The following is a 14322-nucleotide window of genomic DNA, read 5'->3' on the forward strand; positions in this document are numbered from 1 at the left end:
GTTATCGCTTGCGGCCAATGTCTTTGGCGTCCTGGAAGGTATTCTGGACCAAAGGCGGCACATCGGTCTGCTGGACATGGCAGGCGGTACAGAAATAGCGCCGCGGCGTCACGTCGGAGAGCACCTGGCCATCGCGGTCCTGGAAATGCGTGACGCTGATCATCGGGGCGCCGGAGCCCTCGGTGAACTCGCGCTTATGGCAATCCATGCAGCGATTGGTGTTGAGCGTCAGCTGATAGCCGTCGATCGCGTGCGGAATCACCGGCGGCTGCTCCGGATAGTTCCGCATCCGCCTGACGTCGTCGACGACCGGGCGCCCCAGCGCCGGAACCTTGTCCAGCTCCATGGGCTGGGCCGTGCCGGTCAGCCGCGGAACGATCTTCACCGGCGCCCCCTCCTGCGAGAAGGCTGCCCCGAAGACCAGGACGATGCAGGCCGCCAGCGCGGCCCCGAGAACGGTCCGCGCGCGCATCAGGCGGTGACCGGAACGATCTTGACCGCGCATTTCTTGAAATCCGTCTGCTTGGAGATGGGATCGGTGGCGTCCAGCGTCGTCTTGTTGATCAGCTGGCTGGCGTCGAACCAGGGCACGAAGACGACGCCGGGCGGCATGCGGTTGCGCCCGCGCGTCTCGACGCGGGTGCGCATCTCGCCGCGCCGCGAGATCAGCCTGATCTCGGCGCCCTGGTTGAGCCCGCGCTTGCGGGCGTCCTCGGGATGCATGAAGCAGCGGGCCCCGGGGAAAGCCTTGTAGAGTTCGGGCACGCGCATGGTCATCGAGCCGGAATGCCAGTGCTCGAGCACGCGGCCGGTGACCAGCCAGAGATCGTATTCGCCATCCGGCGATTCCGCAGGCGGCTCGTAGGGCACCGCGATGATGCGGGCCTTGCCGTCCTTGTTCCCGTAGAATTCGAAGCCCTTGCCCGGCTTCACATAGGGGTCGAGCCCCTCGCGATAGCGCCAGAGCGTCTCCTTGCCGTCGACCACCGGCCAGCGCAGGCCGCGGACCTCGTGATAGAGCTCATAGGGCCCGAGATCATGGCCATGGCCGCGGCCGAAGGCGGCGTACTCCTCGAACAGGCCCTTATGGACGTAGAAGCCGAAAGCCTTGGATTCCTGGTTCTCGTAGTCGGGGCTGGTCTCGGAGAGCGGGAACTTGTCGACATTGCCGTTTCGGAACAGCACGTCGAACAGCGTCTTGCCGCGATAATTCGGATTGGCATCGAGGATCTCCGACGGCCAGACCTCGTCGGTGGTGAAGCGCTTGGAAAACTCCATCAGCTGCCAGAGATCGGATCGGGCCTGGCCCGGCGCGTTGACGAGCTGGTGCCAGACATGGGTTCGCCGCTCGGCATTCCCGTAGGCGCCCTCCTTCTCGACCCACATCGCCGCCGGCAGGATCAGGTCGGCCGCCAGCGCGGTCACGGTCGGATAGGCGTCGGAGACGACGATGAAGTTATCGGGATTGCGATAGCCCGGATAGGTCTCGCCGGAGCTGTTCGGCGCCGCCTGGAGGTTGTTGTTGACCTGGATCCAGTAGAAATTCAGCTTGCCGTCCTTGAGCATCCGGTCCTGCTCGACGGCGTGGTAGCCCGGCTTCTCCGGGATGATGCCGGGCGGGACGCGCCAGATCTCCTCGGTGTGCTTGCGATGCTCGGGATTGGTCACCGTCATGTCCGCCGGCAGGCGGTGGGCGAAGGTGCCGACCTCGCGCGCCGTACCGCAGGCCGAGGGCTGGCCGGTCAGCGAGAACGGGCTGTTGCCGGGCTCGGAGATCTTGCCGGTCAAAAGATGCAGGTTATAGACGAGCTGATTGGCCCAGACGCCGCGCACATGCTGGTTGAAGCCCATGGTCCAGAGCGAGACGACCTTGCGCTTGGGGTCGGCATAGAGCTCGGCGAGCTGCTGCAGGAAGCCGGGCTCGACGCCGGTGAGCGCCGAGACCTTCTCCAGCGTGTAGTCCTTGACGAAGTCGGCATAGGCCTGGAAGTCGCTCGGCGTCGTCGCGGCCGGATCGGCCGCCTTCCTGGCCTTGACCTCGCGCGGATCGTCCGGCCGCAGACCATAGCCGATCTCCGTCGCGCCCTTCACGAAGGTGGTGTGCTTCTCGACGAACTCCTTGTTCACCCGGCCGGTCGAGATGATGTGGTTGGCGATGTAATTCAGGATCGCCAGGTCGGTGCCCGGCTTGAACACGATCGGGATGTCGGCGAGGTCGGAGCTGCGATGGGTGAAGGTCGAGAGCACCGCGACCTTGACATGCGGCTGGCCGAGCCGGCGATCCGTCACCCTGGTCCAGAGGATCGGGTGCATCTCCGCCATGTTCGAGCCCCAGAGCACGAAGGCGTCGGCATGCTCGAAATCATCATAGCAGCCCATCGGCTCGTCCATGCCGAAGGTGCGCATGAAGGCATAGGCGGCCGAGGCCATGCAGTGGCGGGCATTGGGGTCGAGGTTGTTGGAGCGGAAGCCGGCCCGCATCAGCTTGGTCGCGGCATAGCCCTCGAAGATCGTCCACTGGCCCGAGCCGAACATGCCGAGCGCCGTCGGCCCCTTGGCCTTGAGTGTCGCCTTGGCCTTGGCGGCCATGGTGTCGAAGGCCTCCTCCCAGGAAACCGGGGTGAACTCGCCATCCTTGGCGTAGACGCCGTTCTTCTTGCGCAGCAGCGGCTGGGTCAGCCGGTCGCTGCCATACATGATCTTGGAGAGGAAATAGCCCTTGATGCAGTTGAGGCCGCGATTGACGTCGGCCTTCATGTCGCCATGGGTGGCGATGACCTTGCCTTCCTTGACGCCGACCATGACGCCGCAGCCGGTACCGCAGAAGCGGCAGGGCGCCTTGGACCATTTGATCTGGAGGCTGTCGACGCCGCCGGTGACCGGCTGCGCTTCGGCCGGAACGCTCATATTGGCAGCGAGAGCGGCGACGCCGGCCGCCTGCGCCTTCAGCATCTCGCGACGGGACAGGGTCATGAGTTCACTCCGATGTCGTCGAGTTCTTCGATCTGTTCGAAGACCATGTTTGCTGACAGAACGCCGTCGAAAAGCGCGATCTCGGTAAGGCGCCCACCGATCTCGCCGGTGCTCGCGCCTTCCATCACGATCACGATCTTGCCGCCCTCGACCCGATGCACCTCGGTGTCGGGCATGGCTTCGATCCGGGCGACCACCTCGGCGCAGCGTTCCGGAAAGGACGAGACGACAGCGCTCGATATGTGGACGAGGCGGGGCTGAGCACGATCAGACATGGACGGCCTCCGCAATCGGCGCGGCGACGGCGATCGCGTCCGCGGGGCAGGTCGAGATGCAGGCGCCGCAACTGGTGCAGCGATCGGCCGCGAGCTCCGGCAAGGCCGGGCCGCCGAGCCGGGGACGAAAACGAATCGCGCCTTCCGGGCAGGCATCGCCGCAGCTCTGGCAGACGACGCCGCGCGCGGCGAAGCAGGCCTCGCCGATCGCGACGACATGCGGGAAGGCCGGCAAGGTACGGTCGAACACCGGCTCGGGGCAGGCTTCGGCGCATTTGCCACAGAAGGTGCACTCGTTGCGGCTGAAATCGATCTGCGGCCAGCGCCCCGGCCCCATCCGGACGATCGCCTGCGGGCACGCGTCGATGCAGGCGCCGCAGCCGGTGCAGGCGGCGACGAGCTTCTCGAAGCGGGTCCAGGGTGGTTGGACAGCGTCGCGCGCTGGGGCAAGGCGGCCCGTCAGGAAGCCGCGCCTGCCGAGATCCGGAGTTCCCGTAGCCATGACCCGCACCTCACGCCGGAGGCCCGGGCGGCCCAAGGACCAGTTGCGACATCCAGATGAGAAAGCCATAGCCGCCGACGATACCGACGGCGATGAGCGGCCAGATCACGACGGCAAGGATGATGAAGGCCAGGATTTCATCACGCCGAGTGCGGGCCTCACCGGTTCCGGTACTGACATTCTCGGACATCGCCATAGCTCCCCGATCGCAGGCCATACGCCTCGCTAACTGGGTCTCAAACTATATCTTTTCTAATGAGACTATGTGATCGGCAGGCGACGCTGTCTAGCCTCCCCGGCACAAATTTCCCACGGAAAAACCCGGATCGAAGCGGCAAGCGGACGGCGAACCAAGCCAGTCGACAAATTATACATCGACAATACTTGTTTTTGGCCCTTCACGCTTCGGCCGCGGCGCGGCGCGCGCCGCGCCCTTGATCGTCCGGCGAAAGCCGAAACGGCAATCGAGGCGGCGGATCTCCTGCCGTCAGGGGCAGAGATAGCCGCTGCGGCCCTGCGGCACGCAGCGCGCGCCGTTAGGCAAATTCAAGGCACCCGAGGCGTCACGCCGGACATAGGCGCCGTTGGGCAGGGTGAACCCGCCGGCAGGGTCGACCTCGACGCGCGTGCCGTCAGGCAGGACATAGCCGCCGGCACCATCGTTGATGATGCGCTTGGCTTGCGGAGAAACCTGCGGAGCGACCTGCCGCGACTGCGAAACGCAGCCCGCAACCAGCGTGACCAGGGCCGCTGCGGCGGCAAATCGGATAGCGCGTGTCATCATCACCTCTCGAACGGTTGTCGTCTCCAACCGGCCTGCGGTCTGCATGTTCCGCGGGCCTCGTGCGGCGCGGCCAGGGCGCCCCCAGGCAAATCCGCCCGGCGCGCAGCGACATCCCGCTGCGCCCTGCCGAATCGGCGAAACACCACTGCCGAGGCGCCAATCTGGCGCCTGCTCCGGCAATCCGCAAACCAGCCCGCGTAGTTGCGCCGCAATCCGCGGCTGAGACCTGTTGCCGCCTGGCGGCGAAAGCCGGCAGGCGCTTGACAGGAGCATCGACGATGAGGCCTTTGCGCTATCGTTAGCATTGAACATGCGGCGTCAAGGCAGTGCCCTTGACTGCAAGCAAGCGAGGCTCGACTTGGCGCAGGCTCCAGCAGAGATCAGCCGCTTCCTGAGCGATGCGGGACTGGTCGAAGACGTCGCGAAGGCGCGGATGACACCGCTCACCGGCGGTGTCGCCTCCGACATCTGGAAGGTTGAGAGCGACGGGCGGGTCTTCGTCGTCAAGAAGGCGCTGGCACAGTTGCGCGTCGCCCAGACCTGGCTGGCGCCGGTCTCGCGCAATGCCAGCGAGGTCGACTGGCTGCGCGAAGCCGGCCGGGTCGCTCCGGGCGCAGTTCCCGGGATCCTCGCCAGCGACGCTAAGGCCGGCATCTTCGCGATGAATTATCTCGACCCCGCCGACCATCCGGTCTGGAAGCAGGAATTGCGCGCCGGCCGCGCCGACCCGGCCTTCGCGGCCAGGCTCGGAGCGGTGATCGCGGCGATCCATGCCGGCACGCAGGGCTCGGCAGAAATCGCCCGGCGCTTCGCCAATGACGCAACCTTCCACTCGATCAGGATCGAGCCCTATCTGGAGGCGACGGCGCGCGTCCATACCGACCTCGCCGCTCCTCTGCTCGCCCTGGCCGCCGAGACGCTCGCCGCCAAGGTGGCGCTGGTCCATGGCGACGTCAGTCCAAAAAACATCCTGGTCGGCCCGCATGGCCCCGTGATCCTCGATGCCGAATGCGCCTGGTATGGTGAGCCGGCTTTCGATCTCGCCTTCTGCCTCAATCACCTCCTGCTGAAATGCCTATGGACGCCAGCCGCAAGCGCCGGATTCCTCGCCTGCTTCGACGCTCTGGCCGAGAGCTATCTCGCGGGGGTCGACTGGGAGCCGCGCGCGTCGATCGAGGCACGCGTCGCGCGACTGCTCCCCGCCCTGTTCCTGGCCCGTGTCGATGGCAAATCACCGGCCGAGTACATCAGCGCCGACGCCGACAAGGACCGTATCCGGCGCGTCGCCCGCCCGCTGATCGCGACGCCGGCGGCGCGCCTTTCGACCATTCGCCAGCTCTGGAGCGAGGAGATTTCCCGATGACCGATACGAGGATCGCTGCCGTCCGTGGCCGCCGGGTCTGGGATTCCAGGGGACGGCCGACCGTCGAGGCCGATGTCGTGCTGAAGAGCGGCGTTCGCGGGCGGGCCATCGCCCCGGCCGGCGCCTCGACCGGCAGTGGCGAGGCGCTCGACCGGCGCGATGGCGGCGCGGCCTTTGGCGGGCTCGACGTCACCGGCGCGGTCGCCGCGGTCAATGACGAGATCGCCGCTGCCCTGACCGGCCGGGATGCCGGCGATCAGGCCGGCATCGACGCCGCCCTGATCGCGCTCGACGGCTCGGTGAATCTCGGCCGGCTCGGCGGCAACGCCGTGGTCGCGACCTCGATGGCAGTGCTCCACGCCGCGGCAAATGCGAGTGGCCAGCCGCTCTGGCGCCATTTGTCGAGCGGCCGGCCGGTACGCATCCCGCTGCCCGAGATCCAGATCTTTGGCGGCGGCGCCCATGCGGCGCGGCGCGTCGACGTCCAGGACTTCATGGTGATGTGCCCGGCGGCGAATTCCTTCGCCCAGGCGCTGGACTGGACCGCCGAGGTCTACCGCGCCGCCGGCGCGCTGATGAAACAGGCCGGCAAGCTGCAGGGCGTCGCCGACGAGGGCGGCTTCTGGCCGGCCTTCGCCTCGAATGAGGAGGCGCTGGACACGCTGGTGCGGGCGATCGAGAACGCCGGCTTCAAGGCGGGCACAGAGGTCGCAATCTCGCTCGACATCGCCGCCTCGGAATTCGGCCGCAACGGCGCCTACAAGCTGGCGCTGGAGCAGCGCGAGCTCGATTCCGCCGGGATGATCGCGCTGCTCGGACGCTGGCTCGAGAGCTATCCGATCGTCTCGATCGAGGATCCACTGGCCGAGGACGATGCCGAGGGCTTCAAGGCCTTCACCGCGCTTTACGGCGAGCGCTGCCAGATCATCGGCGACGATTTCCTGGTCACCAATGCGGACCGAGTCGAGGCTGCGGCGGCGAGCAAGGCGCTGAACGCCGTGCTGATCAAGCCGAACCAGTCCGGCACCGTGACCGGCACCCGCGCGGCGCTCGACGCCGGCAAGGCGGCCGGCTTCGGCACCATCGTCTCGGCCCGTTCCGGCGAGACCGAGGACGTCACCATCGCGCATCTTGCCGTCGGCTGGGATGCCGGCCAGTTCAAGGTCGGCTCCTTCACCCGCTCCGAGCGCATGGCGAAATGGAACGAGGTGCTGCGCATCGAGGAGGAACTCGGCAGCGAGGCCCGCTTTGCCGGCTGGGACGCCCTGCCCTTCGCCCACGGCCGGAACTGAGCCGATGAAGGCGCTGTTCCACTTCTCGCCCGGCGCGGCCCTGCAAGCGCGGCTCGCTGCGATCGCCTCGCCGCGGATCGCCGTCGTCGACCAGCGCGACGAGGCCGGCTTCGCCTGCGAGATCGCCGATTGCGAGGTGCTGCTGCATGTCCTGACGCCGGTGACGGCGGCGATGATCGCGATGGCGCCGAAACTGCGGCTGATCCAGAAGGTCGGCGTCGGCGTCAACACGATCGACCGCGCTGCCGCGGCGAAGGCTGGCATCGCAGTCGCCAACATGCCGGGAACCAACACTGCGGCCGTCGCCGAGCACACGCTGGCTTTGATGCTCGCGACCTTACGCCGGGTCGCGAGCTTCGACGCGGCGACCCGTGCCGGACGGGGCTGGCAGATCGGTGTCGAGGACGCGATCGGCCTCGGCGAGATCGGTGGCAGCCGGATCGGCTTCGTCGGCTATGGCGGCGTGCCGCAGCGCCTGACGCCAGCGTTGCAGGCGCTCGGCGCCGAAGTCTGCTTCTGGAACCGCAGCCCCAGACCAGACGCCATCGCCACCGCCCTGCCATTCGACGAATTGCTGGCGACCAGCGACATCCTCTCGCTGCATCTGCCGCTGACCGCCGAGACGAGACAGATGTTCGATCGGGCGCGCATCGCCCAGCTGAAGAAGGGCGCGATCCTGATCAACACCGCCCGCGGCGAGCTGATCGACCAGGCCGCCCTCGCCGAGGCGCTGCTGAGCGGCCACCTCGCCGGCGCCGGGCTCGACGTGTTCGCGCGCGAGCCGATGACCGAGCCCGGCACCCTCGCCGCCTGCCCGACCCTGGTCGCGACGCCGCATGTCGCCTGGCTGACGCCACAGACCTTCGAGCGCAGCCTCGCCGTAGCGCTGGAGAACTGCCGGCGTCTCGAAGCCGGCGAGCCCCTGCTGCACCAGATCGCACCCGAAGCCGCGGCCTGAGCCGATGGCGGCGCGCGGGACCGGCATGGTGACGGCCCGACAGGTGGCGGAGAGCCTCGGCGTCGCCGTCTCGACGGTCGGCCGGGCGCTCGCCGATGATCCGCGCATCAGCCAGCGCATGAAGCTCTTGGTGCGCGAAGCGGCGCAGCGCCTGGGCTATGTCGAGAACCTGCCGGCGCAGATGATGCGCGGCGGATCGAGCCGACTGATCGGGCTGATGCTGCCGGACATCCGCAACAGCTTCTATGCCACCATCGCCGACGCCCTGTCGGCCTGCTGCGATGCGGCCGGCTACCAGCTCGTCGTCTCGATCGCCGACAGCGCCGAGGCGGAAGGCCGCCATGTCCGGCAGCTGGCAAGCGCGCGGGCGGCCGGCATCGTCATCGTTCCCACCCCTGCCCCGCAGCCTGAGACCTGCGCGATGCTGGCGCGCATCCCGCATGTCCAGCTGCTGCGGCGCATCCCCGTCCTCTCGCCGGCCTGGTTCGGCATCGACGACGAGGAGTGCCTGCGCGCCGGGACGGCCCATCTCATCGCGCACGGTCATCGCCGTATCGCCTATATCGGCGGGACCGGCGATTACTCGACCGGCGCCGCCCGGCTCGCCGGCTTCCGCCGCGCTTTCGAGGAGGCCGGGCTCGATCCGGCTTTGGGAAGCGAGCATCTCGGGCCGCCCGCCGATCCGGGGTTCGGCGCCGCAGCCACCGCCGCCGTGTTCGCGGAGACCGAGCCGCCGAGCGCGATCATCACCGGCGCTGTGCAGCTGACGGGAGCGGTGCTGCAAGCCATTGCCCGCCGCGAGGGTCGCGGGCCCGCGATCATCGGCTTCGGCGACGAACCCGCCTTCTCGTGGTGGCAGGGCGAACTGACCGCGATCGCCATGCCGATCCAGGAACTGGCGCAGGCCTGCGGCGGCTTCCTGATCGAGCGCCTGCGGACGGGCGCTGCGATCGAAGCGCATGCCAGCATCGCCAGCGCGCGGCTCGTCGAATATCGGCGTGGCTAGTCGGTCTCGTCGCGTTCCTCATATTGGAGCGTCATCCCGGGCCTGCCCCCGGGACGACGGAAACCCGTCCGCCGAGAAATTATCCGGCTTCAAGGCTCGTCTCAGCGCAGCATCTTCGGCAGCCAGAGCGTCAGCTCGGGGAAAAGCGTGATGATGACGAGCGTGCCGACCAGCGGGATGTAGAACGGGATCATCTCCTTCAGCACGGCCCGCATCGAAACCTTGGCGATGTCCGAGATCAGGAAAAGCGCGAGCCCCATGGGCGGAGTCAGCAGCCCGAGCATCAGGTTGAAGATCGCGACGATGCCGAGATGGACGGGATCGACGCCCGCCATGTGCAGCGGCCCGGCGATGATCGGGATCACCAGCAGCGTCGCCGTCGTCGAGTCCAGGAACATGCCGACGACCAGCAGCAGGAGGTTGACGATCAAGAGCAGCATCAGCGGGTCGCGGCTGAGCGAGAGCAGTTCGCGCGCCACGGTCTGGGGGATCTGTTCGATCGCCATGATCCAGCCGAACAGGGCCGCGGCCGAGACGATGATCAGGATCGCCGCGGTGCTTTTCAGCGTTTCATAGGCGGAGACGAGCAGATGATGCCAGGTCAGCGTCCGGTAGATCACCGCGCTGATGAAGATCACATAGGCGACGGTGACCGAGGCCGCCTCGGTGGGCGTGAACCAGCCGACCAGCATGCCGCAGATCAGCAGCACCGGCGTCAGCAGCGCCGGCAGGGCCGGCAGGAAGCTGTCCCAGAGCTCGCGGAAGCTCGGCCAGCGCTCGGCCCGCGGAAAATTGCGGAACCAGGCCAGGATGGCGACGGTGATCATCAACATGGCGACACAGATCAGGGCCGGGACGATGCCGGCGATCAGCAATTGCACGATCGAGACATTGGTGACCGAGCCATAGATGATCAGCGGGATGCTGGGTGGGAAGATCGGTCCGACGATCGCCGAGGCGCAGGTCAGCGCGCCCGCGAACTCGCGCTTGAAGCCATGGCTGGTCATCGCCTTGACCTCGATGCGGCCGAGCCCGCCGACATCGGCGAGCGCCGCCCCGCTCATCCCGGAGAAGACGAGGCTGGCGAAGATGTTGACCTGCGCCAGCCCGCCATGGATGCGCGCCACCAGCGTCGAGGAGAAACGGTAGATGCGTTCGGTGATGCCGGCCTGGTTCATCAGATTGCCGACGAAGATGAAGATCGGCACCGCGACCAGCGGGAAGGAATCGAGCGCATAGACCATGCGCTGGCCGACGAGTTCGAGCGGGAAGCCGTTCCAGAGCACATAGGCGATCGCCGGCAGCATGACCGCGAGCACCACCGGCCAGCCGAACAGGAAAAGCAGCGTGAAGGAGCCGAGGAGAAGGAGCGTCATCGTCCCGTCGCGTTCCTGCGTGGCTGAAAGGGGGAGGCGGCCGGCCTGGACTCAGGCGATATGCGGCTCGGGCTCGTCGCTGATCTCGTCGGAGAAGCGGACATAGGGCGGGTGGCCCTTCAGCGCTTTCCAGAGCTGCACGGCGGATTCGACGGCCGCGAGGACGAAGCCGAACAGGGCTGCCGAGAAGAAGATCCAGTAGGGAATGCCGAGCGTCGGCGTCGCATTGTCGAGATTGGCGAGAGTCGCGACCATCACCGCCAAGCCGGCGATGCCGAAGCCAAGCACGGCGGTGAGCGAGATCACCGCGGCAAAAAGGGAGCGCGTCCGCTCCGACAACATGATCAGAACCTCCTCCATGCGGATATTGGTGCCGGAGGCGACGACATAGGGCAGCGCGGTGAAGACGACGCCGATCAGCATGAAGCGGGTCAGTTCCTCCGAGCCGATGAATGGCGCCTGGAAGATCTGCCGCAGCACCACCTGAAGCGCCGGCAGGGCGAGCATCAGGACCAGCATGGCGACGGCGGTATAGCGGAAGACGTTGCGGATGGGCCGCAGGAGCCGGTCGATCGCGAGGGGCGCGCCGACATCCTGCGGCTGGACATGCTGATCGGTCATGGAACTCGCCGGCTGGAGCAGGGAGGCCGAGCGGCTTGCCGCCCGGCGGCATGGCGAAGCGTCACTTCACCGCGGCGATGCGCTCGATATAGGGCTTCCAGCTCGGGAAGTCCTTGTTGACCTCGGCAATCACCCGCTCGCGGAACTCGGCCAGCTTGAGCCCGTCCTGCTCGGTGACGAAGGTCATGCCCTTCTTTTTGAGCTCGCCGATCAGATCCTGCTCGGCCTTGTTGGCCTGCTGCAACGTGTCCTGCGCCAGCGCCTCGAACTGTGCGTAGATCACCTTGCGGTCATCGGCACCGATGCTCTGCCAGACCCGCTCGTTGATGAAGACCGGCAGCACGTTCTGCATGTGGCCCGTCAGCATCACATGGGTCTGCACCTCGTAGAGCTTGTTGGCATTGATCATGGTCAGGGGGTTTTCCTGGCCGACGACCATGCCGGTCATCAGCGCGGTCGGCAGCTCGGCGACCTCGACCGGCGTCGGGATCGCGCCGAAGCCCTTGATCATCGTCGTCCAGAGCTGCAGCGGCACGCCGCGAAAGGGCTTGCCCTGCAGATCGGCCGGTGAGCGCACGGCCATCTTCGCGGTCATCTGGCGGGCGCCGCGGAAGAGGCGTCCGACGATGCGCATGCCGCCATCCTTGGCGAGCTTGTCGTTGAACTCGATCAGCACTTCCGACTTCTGCGGGTCGGTCGCCGCCAGCGCATGGGCGCCGTCACGATAGATGAAAGGCGCGTTGAAGACGGCGATGTCCTTGGAGAGACGGGCCAGCGAGGCGAATTCGTGATGGCCCATCGAGATCGCGCCCGAGCGCACGCCGTCGATCAGCTCCTGCACGCCGCCGAGCTGCGAATTCGGGAAGACCTGGACCTGGACGCGGTCGCCGGTCGCCTTGGGAATGCGCTTGCCGGCCTCGTCCCCATACCAGTACTGGATGTCGCCTTCCGAACCGACATGGGCATAGCGCAGCTTGACCTGCTGCGCCGACGCGCCACCGAGGCCTACGAAATGGGCACTTGCGAGCGCTCCCGCGCCCACTAAGACTTCGCGCCGACGCAGCATGACAACTCCTCCCGTTCTCGCCTGGCTTTTGCCGTTATGATTGTCGCGATATCCGGTCGTCGTTCCGGCAGAGATCTCCGTCGCTGGCGGCCGGGATCGGCGCGCGAGCGGGCGCATGACCCGATGTGGCGCGAAGCGACGGCGTGCGATGGCGGATCTGCTGCGGCATGGCGGCCCGGACGCTTCTCTCCCCTGCGCCGCTTTGCGCGGTCCTTGTTGAGCCCGGTCATTTTGCATACAAGCCTGACCAAGCGTCAAGCGGGAGCGGCGATCGGGATCCGTTCCGCCGGAGGAGCGCGCAGATGAGCGTCACGGTCACCGAAGGCGCGGAAGGGGCGGGCGAGGCCCCGCGCCGCAAGGGCCGGCTGCATGTCGCAACCGTAGAGGCCTTGCGCCGGATGATCGTCAGCGGCGCGCTGCCGCCCGGGCAGAAGCTGCGCGAGCAGGAGCTCTGCGACCGGCTCGGCGTATCCCGCACGCCCCTGCGCGAAGCGTTGCGGACACTGGCGGCGCAGGGCCTGGTCGCGCTCTCGCAGAATCGCGGGGCCGAGGTCTCGGCCTTGAGCCTCGACGACATCACCGCGCTGTTCGACGTCGTCTCGACTCTGGAGGCGCTTGCCGCGCGCCTCGCCTGCAGGGCGCTCACCGATGAGGAAATCGCCGGGATCGGCCTGCTGCACGCGCAGATGGGACAGCATCATGCGCGCGGCGAGCTGCCCGAATATTTCGCGCTGAACCAGCAGATCCACCGGGCGATCATCGAGGCGGCACGCAATACCGTCCTGCTCGACATCTGGGAGCGGATGGCGCCGCGGGTCGAGCGGGCGAAATATCTGCCCAACCTCCAAAGCGGGCGTTGGCACGCCGCCATGCGCGAGCATGACGCGATGTTCGCGGCGCTCGGCGCCCGCGATGGCGAGCGCCTCGCCGCCCTGATGCGCCAGCATTTCGCCAATGGGCTGGCCGTCGTGCAGTCGGCGGAAGCAGATCGCGGCTCCGCCGACTGAGACGCGCTTCAGGCAGCCGGCGGAGCCACCTCCGGCAGGACCTTGACCACGGCGATGCCGTCGAGCTCGCTATGCCCCTGGCCGATCAGCATGCGGAAGAGCGTCGTCGCCTGCGCCACCATCGGCATGGCGAGATGGTGCTCGCGGCCGGCCTCGGTCAGCATTTCCAGATCCTTGAGCACCTGGCGGGCATAGCCGCGCGGCGCGAAATCCTGGGCGATCATGCGCGGCATCATCACCTGCAGCACCGCCGAATTGCCGAGGCCGGGCGCCAGGGCGGCCGGGATCCGGCTGGCATCGACGCCATAGGCCTCGGCGAGGCGCAAGCCCTCGGCGACGATGCAGTAATTGGTCAGGCACAGCGCCTGGTTGACCAGTTTGGTCGCCTGGCCGGCACCGACATCGCCCATATGGGTGAAGAGCCCGAGGCACTCGGCCAGCGGGCGCGCCGCCTCGATGGCCTCTTTGGTTCCACCGGCCATGATGGCGAGCGTGCCCGCCTCCGCTGCCGGCGGCCCGCCGGAGACCGGCGCATCGATGAAGGCGACGCCCTTCGCCGCCAGCGCGGCGGCGAGCTTCTTGGTGACGGCGATCTCGGTGGTCGAGAAATCGATGACGATCGTGCCCGCCGAAGCGGCGCCGAGCACGCCATCGACGCCCGAAACCACCGCATCGACGGCCTTGGTCGTGGTGACGGCGATGCCGATCAGCCGGGTCCGACGCGCGACCTCGGCCGGCGAGGCGACGATCTCCACGCCCAGTGCCTGCGCCTCGCTGCGCCTTGCCGGGTCGAGATCAAAGCCCACAACCTTCCGGCCGCTCGCGAGGAGACGCTTGCAGAAGCCCGCCCCCATCAATCCCAGCCCGATGAAACCGACCGCTTCGCTCATCCCGATGTCTCCGATCCCTTGCGGCAAGCGCCGCCTCTTGTTCTTGCGCTGCACGACCGGCGCGGCCAGGCCGCAGCTGGAAGCAACGCTGCATTCTTGCATACAAAGATGTCAGACGCGAAGCGCCACGACCCAATGAGATCGTCTGGCCCTGCCGCTGACGCATGACTGCGCGATTGCGCCCGGGCTGTCGTTGCGCTGAAAATCCG

At 67.3% G+C, this 14322-nt stretch carries 15 protein-coding genes; 5 read left to right on the forward strand and 10 right to left on the reverse strand.

The genetic code is table 11. From position 1 onward, the window contains the following. Nucleotide 1: 1 nt before the first annotated feature. From AC3RCC_RS27030 to AC3RCC_RS27055, 6 genes are all read right to left on the reverse strand, one after another. Nucleotides 2–505 carry a nitrate reductase cytochrome c-type subunit gene (locus AC3RCC_RS27030; RefSeq protein WP_452117391.1) on the reverse strand — a complete coding sequence of 168 codons (504 nt, stop codon included), beginning with the start codon at nt 503–505 and terminating at the stop codon, nt 2–4. Further along, nucleotides 472–2973: a periplasmic nitrate reductase subunit alpha gene (gene napA, locus AC3RCC_RS27035; RefSeq protein ID WP_492257198.1), complete on the reverse strand. Its 2502-nt coding sequence runs from the start codon at nt 2971–2973 to the stop codon at nt 472–474. Before napA ends, AC3RCC_RS27030 begins: the two co-directional genes overlap by 34 nt. Further along, entirely contained in the window at nt 2970–3248 is a 279-nt protein-coding gene (locus AC3RCC_RS27040) for a chaperone NapD (protein WP_492257199.1), read from the reverse strand. The genes napA and AC3RCC_RS27040 overlap by 4 nt, the downstream gene beginning before the upstream one ends. Then, on the reverse strand, nt 3241–3750 hold the full coding sequence (gene napF / locus AC3RCC_RS27045; protein WP_492257200.1) for a ferredoxin-type protein NapF: 510 nt from the start codon (nt 3748–3750) through the stop codon (nt 3241–3243). The genes AC3RCC_RS27040 and napF overlap by 8 nt, the downstream gene beginning before the upstream one ends. Nucleotides 3751–3760: 10 nt before the next feature. Further along, nucleotides 3761–3940 carry a periplasmic nitrate reductase, NapE protein gene (gene napE / locus AC3RCC_RS27050; RefSeq protein WP_291639715.1) on the reverse strand — a complete coding sequence of 60 codons (180 nt, stop codon included), beginning with the start codon at nt 3938–3940 and terminating at the stop codon, nt 3761–3763. Nucleotides 3941–4237: 297 nt separating this feature from the next. Further along, nucleotides 4238–4531 carry a hypothetical protein gene (locus AC3RCC_RS27055; RefSeq protein ID WP_291639716.1) on the reverse strand — a complete coding sequence of 98 codons (294 nt, stop codon included), beginning with the start codon at nt 4529–4531 and terminating at the stop codon, nt 4238–4240. A gap of 361 nt (nt 4532–4892) precedes the next feature. Here AC3RCC_RS27055 and AC3RCC_RS27060 point away from each other — a divergent pair, with 361 nt between their 5' ends. From AC3RCC_RS27060 to AC3RCC_RS27075, 4 genes are read left to right on the forward strand one after another with little or no spacing between them, the layout of a single operon-like run. Beyond that, nucleotides 4893–5897 (forward strand): phosphotransferase, encoded by a 1005-nt coding sequence (locus tag AC3RCC_RS27060; protein WP_492257201.1) that lies wholly within the window; start codon nt 4893–4895, stop codon nt 5895–5897. Continuing rightward, nucleotides 5894–7189: a phosphopyruvate hydratase gene (gene eno, locus AC3RCC_RS27065; RefSeq protein WP_492257202.1), complete on the forward strand. Its 1296-nt coding sequence runs from the start codon at nt 5894–5896 to the stop codon at nt 7187–7189. Before AC3RCC_RS27060 ends, eno begins: the two co-directional genes overlap by 4 nt. Before the next feature lie 4 nt (nt 7190–7193). Beyond that, nucleotides 7194–8147 (forward strand): NAD(P)-dependent oxidoreductase, encoded by a 954-nt coding sequence (locus AC3RCC_RS27070; protein WP_492257203.1) that lies wholly within the window; start codon nt 7194–7196, stop codon nt 8145–8147. Nucleotides 8148–8151: 4 nt separating this feature from the next. Then, the gene (locus tag AC3RCC_RS27075; protein ID WP_492257204.1) at nt 8152–9153 is read left to right on the forward strand and encodes a LacI family DNA-binding transcriptional regulator; all 1002 of its coding nucleotides are present in this window, start codon (nt 8152–8154) and stop codon (nt 9151–9153) included. 101 nt (nt 9154–9254) lie between these two features. Here the strand turns inward: AC3RCC_RS27075 and AC3RCC_RS27080 are convergent, their stop codons facing one another. From AC3RCC_RS27080 to AC3RCC_RS27090, 3 genes are all read right to left on the reverse strand, one after another. Beyond that, nucleotides 9255–10529 carry a TRAP transporter large permease gene (locus AC3RCC_RS27080; RefSeq protein WP_492257205.1) on the reverse strand — a complete coding sequence of 425 codons (1275 nt, stop codon included), beginning with the start codon at nt 10527–10529 and terminating at the stop codon, nt 9255–9257. Between the two features lie 51 nt (nt 10530–10580). After that, complete coding sequence (locus AC3RCC_RS27085) at nt 10581–11150, reverse strand: TRAP transporter small permease (RefSeq protein ID WP_492257206.1); 570 nt, start codon at nt 11148–11150, stop codon at nt 10581–10583. Nucleotides 11151–11211: 61 nt separating this feature from the next. Next, on the reverse strand, nt 11212–12192 hold the full coding sequence (locus AC3RCC_RS27090) for a TRAP transporter substrate-binding protein (RefSeq protein ID WP_492257207.1): 981 nt from the start codon (nt 12190–12192) through the stop codon (nt 11212–11214). 326 nt (nt 12193–12518) lie between these two features. Here AC3RCC_RS27090 and AC3RCC_RS27095 point away from each other — a divergent pair, with 326 nt between their 5' ends. Further along, nucleotides 12519–13223, forward strand: a complete 705-nt coding sequence (locus AC3RCC_RS27095) for a GntR family transcriptional regulator (RefSeq protein ID WP_492257208.1) — start codon at nt 12519–12521, stop codon at nt 13221–13223. 8 nt (nt 13224–13231) lie between these two features. On the opposite strand, the gene AC3RCC_RS27100 is transcribed toward AC3RCC_RS27095, so the two are convergent. Next, entirely contained in the window at nt 13232–14113 is an 882-nt protein-coding gene (locus tag AC3RCC_RS27100) for an NAD(P)-dependent oxidoreductase (protein WP_291646072.1), read from the reverse strand. Nucleotides 14114–14322 lie beyond the last annotated feature (209 nt).

The sequence above is a fragment of the Allobosea sp. GW823-FHT01F03 genome (assembly GCF_058798075.1).